Origin of the sequence: Thermoactinomyces sp. CICC 10735 (genome assembly GCF_016055175.1) — a bacterium.
Lineage (GTDB): Bacteria > Bacillota > Bacilli > Thermoactinomycetales > Thermoactinomycetaceae > Thermoactinomyces > Thermoactinomyces vulgaris.
In genome coordinates this window covers 185,171-204,634 of the sequence record NZ_JAECVT010000001.1, presented here as the reverse complement: position 1 = coordinate 204,634, position 19,464 = coordinate 185,171, and the positions used below count along the sequence as shown (strand labels likewise).

Sequence of the window (19,464 nt, the reverse complement as noted above, 5' to 3'; positions counted from 1 at the left end):
GATAACAAAAATTGGTACAAGCTCCATTTTTCATACCATATTTTATCATACCACTTTCTTATTTTTTTCACCTCCTTATTCCCCTATCATCCCCTTTATCCATTTTTTTCATCCGGATCAAAAATATTGCCCCAAGGAAAAAGTGGAAACCCTTTTGGATTCCCACTTTTCGCATCCTTTTCCCTTACAGCGGAATATTCCCGTGCTTTTTGGCCGGGCGGCTTTCTTTTTTGTTTTCCAGCATCTTTAAAGCTTGTTTTAATTTCTGTCTGGTTTCCCGCGGATCGATGACATCATCCACCATGCCGTGGCTGGCCGCGATATAAGGATTGGAAAACTTTTCTTTGTATTCCCGGATTTTTTCCTTCCGGGTTTGTTCCGGATTTTCGCTCTCTTGGATCGTTCGGGAAAAAATAATGTTGGCCGCTCCTTCCGCACCCATGACGGCAATTTCCGCACTCGGCCAAGCAAATACCAGATCCGCGCCGATCGCCTTGCTGTTTAAGGCAACATAAGCCCCTCCGAAAGCTTTGCGCAAAATGACCGTGATTTTGGGGACGGTCGCTTCGGAATAAGCGTATAAAATTTTGGCTCCATGCCGGATAATCCCGCGATGCTCCTGGTTGACCCCCAGGAAAAAGCCGGTCACATCCTCAAAGGTGATGATGGGGATGTTGAAGCTGTCGCAAAAACGGATAAACCGGCTTAACTTATCCGATGAATCGATATCCAGACTGCCTGCCATCACTTTGGGCTGATTTGCGGCAATTCCCACCGTCCGGCCGGCAATCCGGCCGAAACCGACCACCAGGTTGCGCGCGAACGATTCATGGACTTCCATAAAATCCCCGTCATCGACGATGTATTCAATCACTTTCCGGACATCATACACTTTGGTCTCTTCCACCGGGACGATTTCCGCCAGTTCTTCAATCCAGTCATCCTCATCCCGGTACGGAACCACGGGCGGTTTTTCCCGGTAGCTTTGCGGGAGAAACTGCATGAGGCGCCGGACCTGCTCCAAAACCTCCGGCTCGCTCGGCGCGGTAAAATGGGCATTTCCGCTCACACCGGCATGCACTTTTGCCCCGCCCAGTGCTTCCGAACTGATTTTTTCTCTGGTGACGGCTTCAATCACTTTTGGTCCGGTGATAAACATTTGGCTGGTTTTTTCCACCATAAAGACAAAATCAGTGATGGCCGGCGAGTACACGGCCCCTCCGGCGCAAGGACCCATAATGACCGAAATCTGGGGAATCACTCCGGAGTAAATGGAATTGCGATAAAAAATATGGCCGTATCCATCCAGCGAAACCACGCCTTCTTGAATCCGTGCCCCTCCCGAGTCATTCAAGCCGATGACCGGAGCCCCGTTTTTGGCGGCCAAATCCATCAAGCGGGCAATTTTAAGTGCATGCATTTCGCCCAATGCCCCGCCAAACACGGTGAAATCCTGGGCAAAGACATAAACGTCCCGGCCGTGGATTTTTCCGTAACCGGTCACCACCCCCTCCCCCGGAGCTTCTTTTTGATCCATGCCGAAATGCACCGCCCGATGTTCCACAAACGTGTTCAACTCGACAAAACTGTCATCATCCAGCAGCAAATCAATCCGTTCGCGAGCCGTTAATTTCCCCTTGTCATGTTGGGCCCGGATCCTTTTTTCCCCGCCGCCCATTTCAGCTTTGCGGCGCTTTTCATAAAGCTGGTCAATCTTTTGGTACATATTCATGGTGATTTACTCCTCTCTTTCACGAGGTTCACAAAGCTCGTATAATACACCGCCGGTTACTTTCGGATGCAAAAAAGAGATATTCATTTGATGGGCTCCGGGTTTCGGCTGTTCATAAATCAACCGGATCCCTTTCTCTTTTAATTCCGACAGCCGCTGCTTTAAATCACTGACCTCCAGGGCGATGTGATGAATCCCTTCCCCTTTCTTTTGCAAATATTTGCAAATCGCACTGTTCTCAGACAATGGTTCCAATAATTCAATCCTACTTTCTCCGATCTTAAAAAAAGCCACGCGAACCTGCTCGCTGTCCACCACTTCTTCCCCTTCGTATTCCAACCCGAAAACATCCCGGTACAAAGGAACGGCTTCCTTAAGACTGCGAACGGCAATTCCGATGTGGCTGATTTTTTTGGGTTTTCCCTCATTCATGCTGCTGACGCTCCTTTCCGGCAACCAAATTCCGTATATAATCAGCCGTCTGTTTCGTCGGGGTTCCCGGCGTAAACACTTCGGCAATGCCTTGCTGTTTCAAAAACTCCACATCTTTTTGCGGGATCACCCCGCCTGCAATCACCGGAATATCTTCAGCGCCTTGTTCTTTTAACAGGCGCACCACTTCGGGAAACAATTCATTATGAGCCCCCGACAAACAAGACAAGCCGACCACATCCACATCTTCTTGAATCGCTTGGGCAACAATCTGCTCCGGCGTTTGGCGCAAACCGGTATAAATCACTTCCATCCCTTCGTCTCTCAACGCTTGTGCAATAATAAGCGCCCCCCGGTCATGGCCGTCTAACCCGGGTTTTGCGATCAACACACGGATCGTCCGTTTCATTTCGATTTCCCCCTTTTTATCCCGCTCGATATTCACCAAAAACTTCCCGTAACACTTGACAAATCTCGCCGATCGTACAATAAGCTTTGACGGCATTCAGAATATGAGGCATCAGGTTTTCCGTCCCTTGCGCCGCTTTTTTCAAGCGCTTTAACTTTTCCTCCACTTCCGTTGCGTTCCGGTTGGCTTTCAATTCCCTTAATTGTTCCACTTGTTGTTTGGCAATGGCCGGATCCACCCGCAACAATTGCGGTTCGGTCTCTTGTTCCAAACGGTAACGGTTCACACCAACCACCACTTGTTTGCCGGATTCGATTTCTCTTTGGATGGCCAGCGCAGCCCGATGGATTTCTTGCTGCATGTACCCTTCCTCCACGGCGCGGACCGCCCCGCCCATTTCGTCAATTTTTTCAATATAGCGCCAGGCTTCTTTTTCGATTTGGTCAGTTAACGCTTCGATATAATACGATCCTCCGAGCGGATCAACCGTATCGGCAACACCGCTTTCATGCGCAATGATCTGCTGCGTCCGCAAGGCAATTCTTGCCGACTCTTCCGTGGGCAGGGCCAATGCTTCATCCCGGGAGTTGGTGTGTAAACTTTGAGTTCCGCCCAAAACCGCCGCCAAAGCTTGCAAAGTCACCCGCACGATGTTGTTGTCCGGTTGTTGGGCCGTCAGCGTGGATCCCCCTGTTTGCGTATGGAAACGCAATTGTAACGAGCGCTCGTTCGACGCGTTGAAACGCTCTTTCATGATTTTGGCCCAAATGCGCCGGGCTGCACGGAATTTGGCGATTTCCTCAAAAAAGTGGTTATGCGCATTGAAAAAAAAGGACAAACGGGGTGCAAACCGATCCACTTCCAAACCCGCTTCCAGTGCGGCTTCCACATAAGCGATGCCGTCGGACAAAGTGAATGCGATCTCCTGAACCGCGGTGGAACCGGCCTCCCGTATGTGGTATCCGCTGATGCTGATGGTGTTCCATTTGGGAACATGTTCCGCACAATACCGGAACACATCCGTAATCAAGCGCATGGACGGCTTCGGTGGGAAGATATAAGTTCCACGGGCAATATATTCTTTCAAAATATCATTTTGAATGGTTCCTCTCAGTTTTTCGGAAGGCACTCCTTGTTTTTCCGCAACGGCAATATACATCGCCAGCAACACACTGGCCGGTGCATTGATGGTCATGGAAGTGCTGACCTGATCCAACGGGATGCCTGCAAACAACCTTTCCATGTCTTTCAGAGAGTCAATGGCCACCCCGACTTTCCCCACTTCCCCCTGCGACATGGCATCATCCGAATCATAGCCAATCTGGGTGGGAAGGTCGAAAGCGACACTGAGTCCGGTTTGTCCCTGTTCCAACAGATAACGAAACCGTTTGTTGGTTTCCCCGGCTGATCCGAAACCGGCATATTGCCGCATAGTCCAAAGCCGGCTGCGATACATGGAGGGATAAATCCCGCGTGTATAAGGATACTCTCCCGGCAATCCCGGGTTTTCCGGTACATCCGCTTCTGTATAGAGGCGTTTCACTTCAATCTCCGAAGATGTATGAAACGTCTCTTTTCTTTCCGGCGTTTTTTGGAGGAGCCGATTGGTTTTTTCTTCCCAAATTTTCAATTTTTCTTGCTCGGATGATTTATTCATTATTGACAGTCTCCTCTCAAGATATGATAAAACGCTTTCACTTCTTAATATAACAAATATTTATCATCTTTGAATGATTTTTTACGATCGGAAAGAACATGGACATTGGTGACAATGTTGGTTACAATGTAACCTGAGGTAAATTATTTTACAATCGGCCTGGGTTCAAGCCATGGTTTACTTCATTGTTACGCTGGTTGCAACTTCCACTTGCACCGGTATGTTTTATTCTGATTTCCATATAATAACGGTTAATGAATCATTCACAGGTTTATACTGAAAACGACTGGAGTTTGAGAAAGTAGGTGGAATGACGATGGATTACTTTATGGTACCGCTTTTGGTCATCATCAGTATTCTTGCCGTACGCGGAGCATGGTACAACAAAAAAACCGGGAACAAACCCGGTTTTGTGATCGGTGGCATCTTTACATTGGGAGTCGTCGGAGTGACATTGCTTGCTTTGTATGATTTCTTTATCGGACTCCAATAAAAGCGGTAACAAGGTTTTCATCGGCCCTGGTGAGAACCTTGTTTTTTTGTTCCATCAAAAAAAGGCACCCGAAAATGGGTGCCTTTTTTGGTCAACGTCAAATTTGCGTGTCGGGGCCATAGGATTCCAAGCGTTCTTTGACGCGATTCAAGAAACGTCCTGCCACCAGGCCGTCGAGAATCCGATGGTCGAGGGACAAGCAAATGTTCATCATGTCCCGGACGGCAATCATGTTGTTATAGATCACCGGTCGCTTCACAATTGCTTCAAAGGACAGGATGGCTGCCTGCGGCGCATTGATGATGGGTTGCGATTGGATCGAACCGAAAGAACCGGTATTGTTCACCGTAAACGTTCCGCCCTGCATGTCGGCCAGTTCCAATTTTCCATTCCGTGTTTTTTCGGCCAAGTTCTGCACGGCTTTAGCCAGTCCCAAAATGCTTTTTTCATCCGCATCATGGATCACCGGTACATACAAGGCATCATCGGTGGCCGTGGCCATCGAAATATTGATGCGTTTCTTCAAGATGATTTTGTCGTCCGCCCAAACCGAATTGAGGATCGGATACTCTTTGAGCGCATCCACAACCGCCTTGATGAAGAAAGGCATAAAGGTCAACTTGACCCCTTCGCGTTTTTGGAAGTCATGTTTGATACGGTTGCGCAATTCCACAAGTCCCGTTACATCCACTTCCATCATGGTCCAGGCATGGGGAGCTTCATGCTTGCTTTGCACCATGCGGTTGGCAATGGTACGGCGCACGCTGGACACAGGAATCTCGGTGTCGCCATTTTCCAGTACAATGCCGGAACCGGATCCCGGTTTGGCAGCGGGTTTGTCTGCCGCGGCTTTGGGTTCGGCCGCTTTTTCCGCAGCCGCCGTGTGAGACGGTTGAGCCGGAGCAGCGGCCCGACCGGTACCTTCTTCAATCGCTTTGAGTACATCTTTCCGGGTGATCCGTCCCCCTTTTCCGGTTCCGGTCAATTGCGTCAAATCGATGTTATTTTCCTGAGCCAGGCGCATGACGGCCGGAGAATAACGGTGTTTGTTGGAATCATCTTTTTGTGCGGCCGGTTTTTGTTCCGGTGCTTTTGCTTCTTCCCGGGCGGGAGCGGAAGCTTCTTCTTTTGCCGGTTCTTCTGTTCCGCCTTCTTCTCCTGCCACTTCGATGCGGCAAATGAGTTGCCCGACTTCAACGGTTTCGCCTTCTTCAGCAATGATTTCCGCCATTTTTCCTTCATAAGTTGACGGAACTTCGGCATTCACTTTGTCTGTGGACACTTCACAAATCGGTTCATATTTGGTTACAGGATCTCCTGGTTTTTTCAGCCATTTTGCAATGGTGCCTTCGGTTACACTTTCCCCGAGCTGAGGCATTAAAATATCGGTCGCCATTTTGGGAAGAACCTCCTCATCTGGTTAGAATTCTGCTAATTCGCGAATGGCATTTGCGATTTTTTCCGGATTCAACATAAACTCTTTTTCAAGCGGCGGGCTGTACGGCATGGCAGGTACATCCGGACCGCAAAGACGTTTGATGGGGGCATCCAATTCAAACAAGGCTTCTTCGGCAATGACCGCAGAAACTTCCCCGGCAAATCCTCCTGTTTTATTATCCTCATGAATCACGATCACTTTTCCCGTCTTTTTCACTGCATCGAGAACCGCTTCTTTATCCAGCGGTACCAATGTGCGCAAATCCAGCACATGGGTGCTGATTCCTTCTTCTTTTTCCAATTTTTCAGCAGCCTGCAAAGCGTAGTGAACCATCAGACCGTAGGTAATCACGGTGACGTCGGATCCTTCCCGCTTCACTTCCGCCTTTCCGATCGGAACGGTATAATCCTCTTCCGGAACTTCTCCTTTAATCAACCGATAACAACGTTTGTGCTCAAAGAACAACACCGGGTCGTCATCGCGGATCGCCGATTTTAATAATCCTTTGACATCATAAGGAGTGGATGGCATCACAATTTTCAATCCGGGAACACCGGTGAACAGCTTTTCCACGCTTTGTGAATGGTACAACGCTCCGTGAACGCCTCCGCCGTACGGTGCACGAATCACCATGGGCACATGCCAGGTGCCGTTGGAGCGATAACGAATCCGTGCCGCTTCACTGACAATTTGGTTATACGCCGGCATGATGAAATCAGCAAATTGGATTTCAGCCACCGGACGCATCCCGTAAGCCGCTGCACCAATACCGACTCCGACAATCGCAGATTCCGTCAGGGGTGTATCCAGCACCCGGTCCGGCCCAAACTGTTCATACAGGCCGTCGGTTGCCCGGAAAACACCGCCGCGCACCCCCACATCTTCTCCAAGCACGAAAACACGTGAATCACGTTCCATTTCTTCCTTCAGTGCTTGTGTCACCGCATCAATATATGAAATGACCGGCATATTCATTCCCTCCTGCTCGATTAGGCATATACATGATCATGAATGGTTTCAGGTTCCGGATAAGGTGCTTTTTCCGCATAATCCGTGGCATCATTGACTTCTTTGGCGATTTGATCCTGAATTTCTTTTTCTTTCTCCTCGGTCAACACACCTTGATCCATCAAGTAATTTTTAAAGACGACCAATGAGTCTTTTTTCTTTGCTTCTTCCACTTCTTCCCGTGCCCGGTAAGTACGGTCATCATCATCACTGGAGTGCGGAACCAAACGGTAGGAAACGGCTTCGATCAAGGTCGGACCTTCTCCCTTCCGGCCACGTTCAGCTGCTTCTTTGACCGCTTTGTAAACTTCAAGTGGATTGTTTCCGTCGACTTTGATGCCGGGGAATCCGTATCCCTCTGCCCGTTTCCATACTTCGCCCCCGGCCACTTGCTTGGAGAGCGGCACGGAAATGGCATATTTATTGTTTTCCACCATAAAGATCACAGGCAGTTTATGAACCCCCGCAAAGTTGCATGCCTCATGCCAATCCCCCTGGTTGCTGGAACCTTCCCCGCAAGTGGTGAGTACCACATGATCTTTGTTTTCCAGTTTACCGGCATAAGCGATTCCCACCGCATGAAGCACCTGGGTCGTCACAGGGCTGGAACCGGTTAAAATGCGGAAACGGTGATCTCCATAGTGTCCGGGCATCTGGCGTCCGCCGCTGTTTGGATCTTCTGCTTTGGCAAAGGCAGACAGCATTTGGTCTCTGGCGGTTTGCCCAAATACCAGCATCATGCCCAAATCACGGTAATAAGGGCAGAGCCAGTCTTTTTCGCGATCCAATGCAAACGTAGCCCCCACCTGGATGGCTTCTTGACCTTGACAAGAGATCACGAAGGGAATTTTACCGGCCCGATTCAAAAGCCACATGCGCTCATCCACTTTGCGCGCCAAAAGCATGTAACGGTACATATCCAACACTTGGTCATCGCTTAATCCCAATTCCCGATGGTTCAATTCGCTCATCAAAAACGCCCCTTTCGTTAACCATGGATCGGTTTTCCGTCGACAGCCATCGCTGCTTCGGCATAAACCTCGGATAATGTCGGATGCGGGTGAATGGTATGGGCAATTTCCCAAGCCGTTGCATCCAATACTTTCGCCAACCCGGCTTCCGAAATCATATCGGTTGCATGGGGACCGATGATATGCACACCCAGCAAGTCATCGGTTTTCTTGTCAGAAATGATTTTTATGAATCCGTCCATTTCTCCGAATACCAATGATTTTCCGACGGCCCGGAACGGAAACTTGCCGACTTTGACTTCATAGCCTTTCTCTTTGGCCTGCGCCTCTGTCAAACCGATGCTTCCCACTTCCGGACGGCTGTATGTGCATCGCGGAATGGTGAGCGGATCAATCGGATAAACTTCTTTGCCGGCCATGTGTTCCACTGCCAAAATTCCTTCATGCGAAGCCACATGAGCCAATTGATATCCGCCGATGACATCACCGATGGCGTAAATGTGGCTTTCTTCCGTCTGCATGAATTCATTGACTAGAATCACACCTTTTTCCACTTTGATCGAGGTGTTTTGCAAGCCAATGTCATCGATGTTGGCTTCACGCCCGACGGATACAAGGGTGCGGTCGGCCTCCAGTGTTGTCACTTCCCCGCCTTTTTCCACCTGCATGGTCACTTTTCCACCCTGAGCAGTGACAGTTTCCGGCAGCACTTTGGCACCGGTCAGGATTTTTACTTTTCTCTTCTTCAAAAGACGGGCCATCTCCTTACTGACATCCTCATCTTCCAAAGGCAAAATCCGGTCCATATACTCCACAATGGTGACATCCACACCAAAGTCGCTGAGCATGGAAGCCCACTCAACACCGATAACGCCGCCTCCGATGATAATCATGGATTTCGGAAGCTCTTCCATTTGCAAGGCATGATCCGAGTTCATGACAAATTGACCGTCGACTTCAAGCCCCGGCAATGTTCTGGGCCTGGAACCCGTTGCAATCAACACGTTTTTGGGAACCAGCATCGTCGGTTCTTCACTGCTGTCCGCGTGCTCAACGGAAATGGTTCCGGGCATCGGCGAGAAAATGGACGGGCCCAAAATGCGGCCGGTTCCGTAATAAACATCCACTTTATTTTTCTTGAGAAGTCCCTCGACTCCTTTATGCAAGGTATCGACCACTTTTTGTTTTCTTTTTTGCACCCGGTCAAATTCCAGATTGACATCCCCGACGAAAATTCCAAATTCTTCGCTGTTTTTCATATTTTGGTAAAGCTCAGCGCTTCTCAACAAAGTTTTGGTCGGGATGCATCCTTTATTTAAGCAGACGCCTCCCAAGCGTTCCTTTTCGACAACAGCCACTTTCATTCCCAGTTGGGCGGCACGGGCGGCGGCGACATAACCGCCGGGCCCGGCCCCCAATACGACGAGATCATAGTTCTCAGCCATGGACTACCTCGACTCCTTTTTCTATCGGTGGATAATGCTTGGCCTCTTCTTCGCCGCGAACCACACGCAACGTTCCTTCGACCAATGCTTGCAATTCATTTTCTCCAGGGACCACATGCACAGGGGCAATCCAATCCACACGATCTTGGATCATTTTGGTGAAAGATTTCCCGTAGGCCAGACCGCCCGTCAAAACGATGGCATCCACTTGTCCGTTTAACACCGTGGAATAAGCTCCGATTTCTTTGGACACTTGATAAGCCATCGCTTCATAAATCAAAGCTGCCTTTTCATCCCCGTTTTCAATCATCTTTTCTACTTCGCGGGCATCCGTCGTTCCCAGATAACCCATGAGTCCGCCTTTCCCGACAACCATGCGCATAATTTCACTGGCAAAGTATTTGCCGGAAAAACAGAGTGAAATCAAATCGCCAACCGGCACCGTCCCCGCACGTTCGGGCGAAAACGGTCCTTCTCCGTTCAATCCGTTGTTGACATCAATCACCCGGCCTTCCAGATGCGCGCCCACGGTGATGCCGCCTCCCATATGCACAACTATGAAACGGCTTTTTTCATAGGTCATCCCCAATTTTTGGGCAACGCGCCGGGCCACTGCTTTTTGGTTCAAAGCATGGAAAATGCTTCTCCGCTTAATTTCAGGAATCCCGGAAATCCGTGCAACCGGTTGCAATTCATCCACCACCACCGGGTCCACGATGAATGCCGGAATATTCAATTGATCCGCAATTTCTTGGGCAATGATGGCACCCAGGTTGGAAGCATGCGTGCCATATTCCGCTGAACGCAGATCAGCAATCATTTCTTCATTCACTTTGTAAGTTCCGCCCGGAATCGGTCTCAACAACCCTCCGCGTGCGACCACGGCGTCCAGTTTGTTCAAGTTGATCCCTTCGCGATCCAAGGTGTCCAGAATCACTTGTTTGCGAAACGGATATTGGTCAAACATGTCTTTAAACTTTGCTATTTCATTTGGATCATGGCGCAATGTTTCTTCCAAAATCGGTTTTTCGTCCGCAAACACACCGATTTTCGTCGAAGTTGATCCAGGGTTAATTGCCAGAACCCGAATCGGCTCCACCTTCAACACTCCATTCTAATCTGCCTGCAATTTTCCATCCCTTATTTGTTGTTAAAATTGATCAGGTTGCGTTGATCTTGCAAAAATGTGCTTCTTGTTTTGCGCATCATTTCAATCCGTTCTTCCGCCATGCGGTCTGCTGCGAGATAACTCGGAATGCCATCCCGTTTTGCAATCTCAAACACTTTCAGGATATTGTCGTAAATGCCTTCCACTTTTTTCATCGCACGCTCACGGTTGTAACCCAACAATTCGTCGGCGACATTGATCACGCCTCCGGCATTGATGACATAATCCGGCGCATAGACGATTCCTTTTTCTTCAAGCATTTTTCCATGGCGCTCTTCTTTCAGCTGATTGTTTGCCGAACCGGCCACCACTTTGCATTTCAAGCGTTCAATGGTTTCGTCATTAATGATCGCCCCGAGCGCACAAGGAGCAAAAATGTCGCATTCCACATCATAGATTTTGTCCGGATGAACAAATTCGGCACCAAATTCTTGCACGGCACGGTCTGCATTTTCTTTGTTGATGTCGGTCACAATCAATTTGGCCCCTTCATTATGCAAGTGCTTACATAATTCGTAAGCAACATGTCCCACTCCTTGAACAGCCACCACTTTGCCTTCGAGTGAGTCATCGCCGAAAGCTTCTTTTGCAGCCGCTTTCATTCCACGGTATACGCCGTAAGCGGTCACCGGTGAAGGGTTGCCGCTGGAACCGAAAGCGGGCGACACGCCTGTCACGTAACGGGTTTCCTCATGAATGATATCCATGTCTTCCACGGTGGTTCCCACATCTTCCGCCGTGATGTACCGTCCGTTCAAACCTTGAATAAAGCGTCCCAAGGCACGGAACATGGCTTCGTTTTTGTCTTTTCTCGGATCGCCGATGATCACCGTTTTTCCGCCGCCGAGATTTAAGCCGGCAGCCGCATTTTTGTAAGTCATCCCTCTTCCCAGGCGCAGCGCATCCTCAATGGCTTCCTCTTCCGAAGCATAAGTCCACATGCGCATACCACCCAGAGCCGGCCCCAGGGTGGTATCATGGATACAAATGATGGCTTTGAGACCGGACTCTTTATCTTGGCACATGACGAGTTGTTCATAATCATATTTTTCCATGTAATCGAAGATTTTCATCTTTCATTCCTCCTCAATCAGATCATTGGGCAGCTGCCTGCAACACGGCAAGCGCAATCGAATACAATTTGGATTCCGGCGAGTCCGCACGGGAAGTCAATACCACCGGGGCGGCAGCTCCCAAAACAACGGCACCGATTTTACTGTTGGCAAAATACACCATGGACTTGTAAAGCATGTTTCCTGCCTCAATGTCCGGCACCAACAAAACATCCGCACGTCCTGCAACCGGACTGTCAATTCCTTTATGTTCCGCTGCTCTCACGGACACTGCATTGTCCAAAGCAAACGGCCCGTCAACCAAAGCACCTTTAATTTGGCCCCGGCGGTTCATTTGTGCGAGCGCGGCAGCATGAAGCGTCGCATCCATATTGGGATTCACCACTTCCACTGCACCCAGGACCGCGACTTTCGGTTCGGTATTTCCGAGTGTGTGACAGTACCGGATCACATTTTGGGCAATTTGGGTTTTTTCTTTCAGATCCGGAGCCACATTCAATGCCGGGTCGGTGACATGAATCAAGTGATCATATCCCGGAACTTCAAACGTGGCCACATGGCTCAATACGGCGCCGGTCCTCAAGCCTTTTTCTTTATTTAAGACGGCCCGCAAAAAGTCAGCCGTTTGAACCATCCCTTTCATCACCACATCGGCTTGTTGGTCACGAACGGCGGATACTGCCATTTTTGAAGCTTGTGCGGGGGAATCCGCATGAATGATTTGCCCGTCTTTGATATCAAGACCGATTTCTCGGCTGATCTCCCGGATCTTGGCTTCGTCCCCAAACAACAGGAAATCGGCAATTCCATGTTGCATGGCATCACGAACAGCCTCCAACACATCCTGATCATCGGCTGCTGCGACAGCAACCTTGACCGAAGGCAAAGATTCTGCTTTTTTTAGTATTTCTTCAAAGGATCTTAACATACTTAACACCTCTTCATTCCGGCTGATTGTTTGAGTCGTTCCTTTCATTTCATCAGCGATAGTTTTTACGATTTCGCCGGCCGACATACTGATATGCAAATGGCATGCCAACCGGATCAAAAAATGAAAATCCCGCGATTTTATTAGCAGCTTTTGTTATTTTAGATTTTTTTCGTTTGCAAAACTGTGCAGAGAAAGGAAATTTTTTTCATGCAATTTTTTGCAAAATCAAATCAGATCGTATTTTTCCAGCTTGTAATAAAGGCTTCGAACGGAGATCCCCAGCGCTTTGGCTGTCTCCGTTTTGTTCTTGTTGGTTTTTTCATACACTTTTTTTAAATAATTTTTTTCAAATTGTTGTATAACATCTTTCAAAGGTTGAATATCTGTACCACTTTCCAACCGGCCTTCCAAATCTTGTCCCTCTTTTGCCCGGGATAAATCCAAGGGCGGCAAATGTTTTTTCCTCATGACCCTTTCGTTAAACTCCATATTGATCATGGCCCGCCCCAAAACGTTTTCCAATTCTCGTACGTTTCCCGGCCAGGAATATTGATGCAAGGTTTGGATCGCTTCCAAGTCAATCTCTTCCACATTCCGGCCATATTCCTGGTTAAACTTTTTAATCAAATGCCGGGCCAAATCCACCAGGTCTTCTTTCCGCATGCGAAGCGGGGGAATGTGAATCGGCAATACGTTCAGGCGGTAATACAAGTCTTCCCGGAAGCGTTTCTCCTGAATGGCTTTTTCCAAATACACATTGGTTGCCGCAATCACCCGGACATCGATCGGAATCGATTTGGTGCCTCCCACCCGCAAAACCTCTTTTTCCTGCAGCACTCTGAGCAGTTTTGCCTGGGTGCTCGGCTTCAGCTCGCCGATCTCATCCAGAAAAATGGTTCCGCCGTTGGCTTCTTCAAAAAGGCCTTTTTTTCCGCCGCGCCTTGCCCCGGTGAACGCTCCTTCTTCGTAGCCGAACAACTCGCTTTCCAACAAGGATTCGGACAAAGCGGCACAATTCACCCGGACAAACTGGTTGTATTTGCGGTCACTGGCATTGTGAATGGCATGAGCAAACAATTCCTTCCCGGTTCCCGATTCCCCTCTCAACAAGACGGTCGCCCGGGTTTCCGCCGCTTGCTTTGCCTGTTCAATGCTGTATCTCATCGTTTCGGAACTTCCGATAATGTCATCAAATGTATATTTGGCCTCCAGGTTTCGGATAATCCGGCGCGCCCGTTCGAGATCCCGGTTCAGCCGCTTGATCTCGGAAACATCGTGTATAATTCCCACACTACCTTTCAATTCCCCTTCCATCATGATCGGCGCAACATTGACCAACACCTCTTTCCGATGGGGACCCACTTTTAATTGGACGCCGCGAACCGGTTTTTTGGTCCGGAGCACCTTCATATGCATGCTTTCCCCTTCGGAGATATCCGTATCCGCCGGCTTCCCGATAATGTCCTCCGGTTTCAGTCCCGTTAAACGGGTGTAGGCCGGATTGATCAGGATCCCCATTCCGTTGGTGTCCACGACGGAAATGGCATCTTCCGATGAATCGATGATGGCCTGCAGCAAGCTTTTCATGCTTTCCAAATCGATGATTTGTTGGGACATGTTCTTCAGCTCGCTGATGTCCCGGAATACTGAAACGGCTCCGATCACCTTTCCGTCTTGCCCCTTCACCGGAACTCGGTTGGTCAATATCTCCATTCCGCTTGGAAGTTTAAACTTTTGATTCAGTTCCGCTTTTCCGTTGTGCAAGACCCACTCCAGACGGGATTTTGGGATCACATCCTCAATTTTTTTCCCCAGCACTTTCCCGGCCGAGGTTCCGATCATCCTCTCTGCCGCCCGGTTAAACAACGTGATCCGGGCTTCTTTATTCACTGCGATCATTCCGTCATGGGTGGAATCCAAAATTGTTTCCAACTCTTGTTGCCGGCGCTTGTAAGCCATGAACCACTTCTTTTTTTCTTCCACCAGCCGGATCAACAGATCAACCACCGCGCCTGAGATCAACAGGGTATCTTCATGTTTCATTTCCCCCAGCCGGTCATAAACTTTCGGATCTCCCGTCACTTCCAATACCACATCAGGCGCCGGATCCAGGAAAGGTTCGAATTGCCTTCCTGTGGGAATCCCATGTTTCTCAGCTTCTGAAATCGCAGGAGCGTCAGGATTTAAATCAACCACTCCGATCACTTTGACAAAATCAATGGACAACAAGGTTTGCAAGATGGCAATCCCGCCCTGACCGCCTCCCACAATAAGAAACGTTTTCATCGGAATTCCTCCTTCCTCCTTCGCCATTCATCTTATCATATTGTTTCTGTGAAAAGCGGGTGGTAATATCCGCTAACCTGCGCTACTATGTTTAAAGAAGATACAGAAAGGACGGACCGGATCGATGAAACCATCAAAACCTGTGTATGAACGTATCTTGGCCATCATCATCATGTGCATTCCGGGAGCATCGGCCGCATACAGTTGGAAATGGATGCGCGACATGTTCCATGACTTTCTGTCCGGCCAACCCTTTGCCTGGCTGCCGTTTACCGGTTCCCTCGTCTTATTTCTGGCCAGCATCGCCTTTCTGGGTGGTTTCATTTTTCACCATGACAAAAAAAGAAACCGGCTCAAAAGTCAAAAAAGCAAAATTTCCTCTTAACTTTTTGAGCGAACAAAAAAGAGGATGAAGGGTTTCTTCCCCCATCCTCTTTTTTTATTTCTCCCCGCCGCGTCTTCAGGCTTTATCCAAAAGCCCAGCGGCGGAAGCAGGATCCTTCTCTTTCTCCGCTTTGTCTTTTTCAAACAATGCCACCATTCCCGGCAACAGCATGCCCCGGATTAAAAAAGTATCCAACAAAATGCCCACAGCCACAATGAAACCAAAGACAAACAAAAGCTGCATCGGCTGGGTCATCAATACCGCAAAGGTGGCGGCCAAAATGATCCCGGCGGAGGAAATGACCCCTCCCGTGCTGGCCACGGCATTTTCGACCGCTTGTTTGACCGTGTGTTTTTTCCGCTCTTCCTGGAACCTGGACATCAGCATGATGTTATAGTCAATGCCCAGTGCCACCAGAAACACAAACGAATACAGCGGGACCCGGTTGCTGATGGAATCAATGCCGAAGAACCACTTGGTCAACAGCATTCCCAGCCCCAACGCGGCCAAAAACGATATCAAAATGGTTCCCATCATGTATACCGGCATCTTAAAGGATCGGGTCAAAACAATCAGGAGCAAGAAAATCAAAATGGTTTCCAACAGGACAATGAGCCAAGTGTCCTGGTTATTGATGATGCGGTCATCCACTTTGTGGGCGGTTTCCCCTGCAAAGTACAAGTTGCCTTTCAATCCGCTCTCATTTAAAATCTGCCCCGAATGGTTGACCATTTGTTCCATGGCATCAATGGTTTTCACCGCATAGGGATTTTCGTCAAAAGTCAGCTGAAAACGGACCACTTTTCCGGATTCGTCCGTTCCGTTGGGACGCACTTGGCTGACGAGCGGCTGTTTTTCCAACGTCTGTTGCAAGGAATCCATCTGCGTTTTGGTAACCTTCTCCTCGGCTTCCAACAGAACGGTGGCCGGTGCCAAATCCCCTTTGGCAAACTTTTGCTCCAGCACTTCATACCCTTGGCGCGAAGGCATATCTTCCGGGAACGATTTCATCGTGTCAAACTCATAGTTCAAGTTCGCCAAATAGCTTGCCGACAAAAGGAGAAAAATCCCGATGGCCGCCACAAAAACCCCCGGTTTCTTGACGACCGTATGTCCAATCCGGCTCCAAATGGCGTTGTTTTTGATATTCGCTTCCCCGACCCGAGGCACTTTGGGCCAAAATGCCTTTCTTCCGAAAGCCGCAAACAAAGCAGGAATCAAGGTCACGGATGCCAGCATGACCACCGCCATCGCCGTGGAAAAAGTCGGGGCAAAGTTCCGGTAATCCCCAAACTGGGCAAAGAACAAAACAAGCATGGCGGCCAAAACCGTTCCACCCGAGAAGAAGACCGGCATTCCCGTGCCTCTCATGGCCGCTTTCATGGCGGCAAATTTGTCCTCATGCACCTTCAGTTCTTCCCGGAAACGGGAAAAGACGAACAAAGAATAATCCGTGATGGTTGCAAACAAGAGAATCGACATAATCGAAACCGTCTGATTACTGTATACCAGCCCGGCTTTCCCCATCAATCCCAGAATCTGCATCACAGCCTCATAAACAAATGCCGCGGCAATCAGCGGAATCAGGGCCAACAATGGAGAACGATAAATCACAATTAAAAGTACAAGGATTAACCCGATTGTCGAGAAAAGAAGCACCAGATCTGCTCTGGAGAAAAGATCCAGTGTGTCCGCGGCGATTCCGGCCGGTCCGGTCACATAAAGCTGAATATCCGGATGATTCCCGGCTACCTCTAAAATTTGATCCCTTACCTCTTTGATCTCTTTTGTTTCCAGCGATTCATCAAACATGTAAGGAAGGACTGCGGTTGTCTTGTCATCCGAGAAAAATCCCATCATTGCCTGGGGAGGCAGGTTTTGCAGGGGAACGGCGGCTTCCAGTCCCTTCGGATCCGCTCCCTCAATTTTCTTCAACAACTCCAAAAGCGCTTCGGCTTTCAATTCCCCTTGTTTTGACTGAAAAACAAAAATGGCGGGTGTTCCGTCCTGACGAAAGTACTGATCCAGTTTCTTTTGGGCAATGACCGATTGGGCTTCCCCCGGAAGGGTGTCCACTTGGCTCACCTCATAATCTTTTGCCCCCGGAGCAAAAAGGGCGAGCAGAACCACGGCAATCAGCCATACGGCCAACGTGATCCAAACTCCCTTCTTTGTTGTCACACGATCCGTCACTGCTTGCAGAACCTTGTGCATCGCTTATCCGTTTTCCCCTTTCCATGAAAGTAACAATACTGTCACTTTGAATGCAAATTGACACAAGTGTCACTTAAGATCATAAACAATGGTGACACTTGTGTCAATCAAAAAACATATACGAATTCTTCTCAACGTTTAACCATTCCATAAAAGATGATTTCCTCGATGCTCTTGACCCATTGATCCCATGGGACTTCACCGCGTGGAATGGCCACAGAGTTAAAAATAAATCCCAAGATCAGTTCATCCGGAATTTCCTCTTTCAACACCTGTTCTTTGCGCCCCAATTGGATTAATTGTTGCAAGCGGCCATAAATCATTAAATGGAGTCGACTTAATTCTTCTTTTTTCTCTTTGACTTTGTTCGTACTTGCTGAAATTTGCTGTCCGATCTCCATAAGTTGATCAATATTTTCGTTTTCAAATAAAAGGTGCAACAGAAATTCAAACTGGGCGAAAAAACCTTGCCTGGTTTCCATTTCATTCAGTTTCACAAGAAACCGATTCATTTCATCAATCATATAAGCCATAATTAATTCATCTTTATTCTCATAATATTTGTAAATGGTCCCGCGTGATACATTCAAACATTCTGCCAACCGGCTGAGGGTAAAGGCGTCATAACCTTTACATTGAAGAATTTGTTTGGTTTCACGAAACAATTCATCGGTTGAAAACTTGCGTTCCCGAGCCACCTTGTCGCCTCCATTCACTTCAAACTCTCACCACATTCCAACACTCAACACTGTAACCATTTATTTTAACATGTTTCGACACTAAAATTCTCTTTTTTATCCCAAATTTCATTCACGGTTTTGGGCGACTACACATATTGTGGAAAAAACAACTTTGCGGAGGAGAATGGAGCGAATGATACATCCAAACCTGAATGGGTTCAACCATCTGCAGAAGCAGTCTTTTGCCTTTATGATTCAATATTACCGCACCTGGCTGGAACAACAACTGCAATCCATTACCGATCCTCACCAGAAAAAAGCCGGACAAAAATTGTGGAAACAGATCTGCCATTTGGAAAGACAAATGCCTTTTAAAGATCCTTACACCCTTTACCAAACTTTTCAGCAACTCATCGCACGATTCCAAAACCTTGCCTCGCCCATCGCAACTTCTTTTGCAGAAAAAACTCCTAAATCGCCGGAATCCCCCAAACCATTGCAAGAGCCCCGCGTTCCCGTTGGAAAACATCAACTGCCTCCGCTCCCCTATCCCTATGATGCGCTTGAACCATATATTGATGCGGAAACCATGCAACTGCATCACGACAAACATCATCAAAGCTATGTGGACGGACTGAACCGGGCTGAAAAAATGATTCAAACCGCCCGTCAGGAAGGGGATTTTACTTTGTTGAAGCATTGGGAACGGGAAGCGGCCTTCCACGGAGCCGGTCACTATTTGCACACCATCTTTTGGGAAATTATGAATCCGGAAGGCGGTGGGGAACCGTCCGGCTCTCTCAGAAACCAAATCGATATGGATTTTGGCAGTTTCGTACGGTTTCAGGAACACTTCTCCCGCGCCGCAGAACAGGTGGAAGGAAGCGGTTGGACCATTTTGGTCTGGAGCCCCAGGGCACATCGACTGGAGATTTTGCAAGCGGAAAAACACCAAAACCTTTCCCAACAAGATGTGATTCCTTTACTGCCCCTAGATGTTTGGGAACACGCCTATTATCTGATATACAAAAACAATCGCAAAGCATACATCGACAACTGGTGGAATGTGGTTTACTGGCCTGAAGTGAAAAAACGTTTTTCAACCGCCAGGAAAGTGACCTGGTCCCCTGCTTAAAAAGGAG

At 48.5% G+C, this 19,464-nt stretch carries 17 protein-coding genes; 3 read left to right on the top strand and 14 right to left on the bottom strand.

All coding sequences use genetic code 11. The features are described 5' to 3' along the window. Positions 1-184: 184 nt before the first annotated feature. The 4 genes from I8U23_RS01005 to I8U23_RS00990 are packed head-to-tail and all read right to left on the bottom strand — an operon-like array spanning position 185 to position 4,230. On the bottom strand, positions 185-1,726 hold the full coding sequence (locus tag I8U23_RS01005; RefSeq protein WP_198050722.1) for an acyl-CoA carboxylase subunit beta: 1,542 nt from the start codon (positions 1,724-1,726) through the stop codon (positions 185-187). 12 nt (positions 1,727-1,738) lie between these two features. After that, positions 1,739-2,164, bottom strand: coding sequence for a methylmalonyl-CoA epimerase (gene mce / locus I8U23_RS01000; protein WP_049719960.1), 426 nt, complete (start codon positions 2,162-2,164; stop codon positions 1,739-1,741). Continuing rightward, on the bottom strand, positions 2,157-2,573 hold the full coding sequence (locus I8U23_RS00995; RefSeq protein ID WP_197052016.1) for a cobalamin B12-binding domain-containing protein: 417 nt from the start codon (positions 2,571-2,573) through the stop codon (positions 2,157-2,159). Before I8U23_RS00995 ends, mce begins: the two co-directional genes overlap by 8 nt. Positions 2,574-2,589: 16 nt before the next feature. After that, entirely contained in the window at positions 2,590-4,230 is a 1,641-nt protein-coding gene (locus I8U23_RS00990; protein WP_037997464.1) for an acyl-CoA mutase large subunit family protein, read from the bottom strand. A 316-nt stretch (positions 4,231-4,546) separates the two neighbouring features. Here I8U23_RS00990 and I8U23_RS00985 point away from each other — a divergent pair, with 316 nt between their 5' ends. Next, a complete protein-coding gene (locus I8U23_RS00985; protein ID WP_156097763.1) occupies positions 4,547-4,723 on the top strand; it encodes a hypothetical protein in 177 nt (58 codons plus the stop codon). 97 nt (positions 4,724-4,820) lie between these two features. Here I8U23_RS00985 and I8U23_RS00980 read toward each other — a convergent pair whose 3' ends face one another. From I8U23_RS00980 to I8U23_RS00945, 8 genes are all read right to left on the bottom strand, one after another. Beyond that, positions 4,821-6,119: a dihydrolipoamide acetyltransferase family protein gene (locus I8U23_RS00980; protein WP_198050611.1), complete on the bottom strand. Its 1,299-nt coding sequence runs from the start codon at positions 6,117-6,119 to the stop codon at positions 4,821-4,823. Positions 6,120-6,143: 24 nt separating this feature from the next. Beyond that, positions 6,144-7,130, bottom strand: coding sequence for an alpha-ketoacid dehydrogenase subunit beta (locus I8U23_RS00975; RefSeq protein WP_037997460.1), 987 nt, complete (start codon positions 7,128-7,130; stop codon positions 6,144-6,146). Between the two features lie 20 nt (positions 7,131-7,150). Then, positions 7,151-8,140: a thiamine pyrophosphate-dependent dehydrogenase E1 component subunit alpha gene (locus I8U23_RS00970; protein WP_037997459.1), complete on the bottom strand. Its 990-nt coding sequence runs from the start codon at positions 8,138-8,140 to the stop codon at positions 7,151-7,153. A gap of 17 nt (positions 8,141-8,157) precedes the next feature. After that, positions 8,158-9,585 carry a dihydrolipoyl dehydrogenase gene (lpdA, locus tag I8U23_RS00965; protein ID WP_198050610.1) on the bottom strand — a complete coding sequence of 476 codons (1,428 nt, stop codon included), beginning with the start codon at positions 9,583-9,585 and terminating at the stop codon, positions 8,158-8,160. Continuing rightward, positions 9,578-10,690 (bottom strand): butyrate kinase, encoded by a 1,113-nt coding sequence (gene buk / locus I8U23_RS00960; protein ID WP_198050721.1) that lies wholly within the window; start codon positions 10,688-10,690, stop codon positions 9,578-9,580. Before buk ends, lpdA begins: the two co-directional genes overlap by 8 nt. A 35-nt stretch (positions 10,691-10,725) precedes the next feature. Further along, the gene (locus tag I8U23_RS00955; protein ID WP_037997456.1) at positions 10,726-11,826 is read right to left on the bottom strand and encodes a Leu/Phe/Val dehydrogenase; all 1,101 of its coding nucleotides are present in this window, start codon (positions 11,824-11,826) and stop codon (positions 10,726-10,728) included. A 22-nt stretch (positions 11,827-11,848) separates the two neighbouring features. After that, positions 11,849-12,874, bottom strand: a complete 1,026-nt coding sequence (ptb, locus tag I8U23_RS00950; protein WP_232335410.1) for a phosphate butyryltransferase — start codon at positions 12,872-12,874, stop codon at positions 11,849-11,851. Positions 12,875-12,982: 108 nt separating this feature from the next. Continuing rightward, on the bottom strand, positions 12,983-15,043 hold the full coding sequence (locus I8U23_RS00945; protein ID WP_037997454.1) for a sigma-54 interaction domain-containing protein: 2,061 nt from the start codon (positions 15,041-15,043) through the stop codon (positions 12,983-12,985). A gap of 124 nt (positions 15,044-15,167) precedes the next feature. Here I8U23_RS00945 and I8U23_RS00940 point away from each other — a divergent pair, with 124 nt between their 5' ends. After that, entirely contained in the window at positions 15,168-15,428 is a 261-nt protein-coding gene (locus I8U23_RS00940) for a DUF2627 domain-containing protein (RefSeq protein WP_049719957.1), read from the top strand. Between the two features lie 75 nt (positions 15,429-15,503). On the opposite strand, the gene I8U23_RS00935 is transcribed toward I8U23_RS00940, so the two are convergent. Further along, entirely contained in the window at positions 15,504-17,642 is a 2,139-nt protein-coding gene (locus I8U23_RS00935) for an MMPL family transporter (RefSeq protein ID WP_049719956.1), read from the bottom strand. A gap of 131 nt (positions 17,643-17,773) precedes the next feature. Then, positions 17,774-18,340 (bottom strand): TetR/AcrR family transcriptional regulator, encoded by a 567-nt coding sequence (locus tag I8U23_RS00930; RefSeq protein ID WP_049719955.1) that lies wholly within the window; start codon positions 18,338-18,340, stop codon positions 17,774-17,776. Positions 18,341-18,515: 175 nt separating this feature from the next. Here I8U23_RS00930 and I8U23_RS00925 point away from each other — a divergent pair, with 175 nt between their 5' ends. Next, a complete protein-coding gene (locus tag I8U23_RS00925) occupies positions 18,516-19,457 on the top strand; it encodes a superoxide dismutase (protein WP_232335409.1) in 942 nt (313 codons plus the stop codon). Positions 19,458-19,464 lie beyond the last annotated feature (7 nt).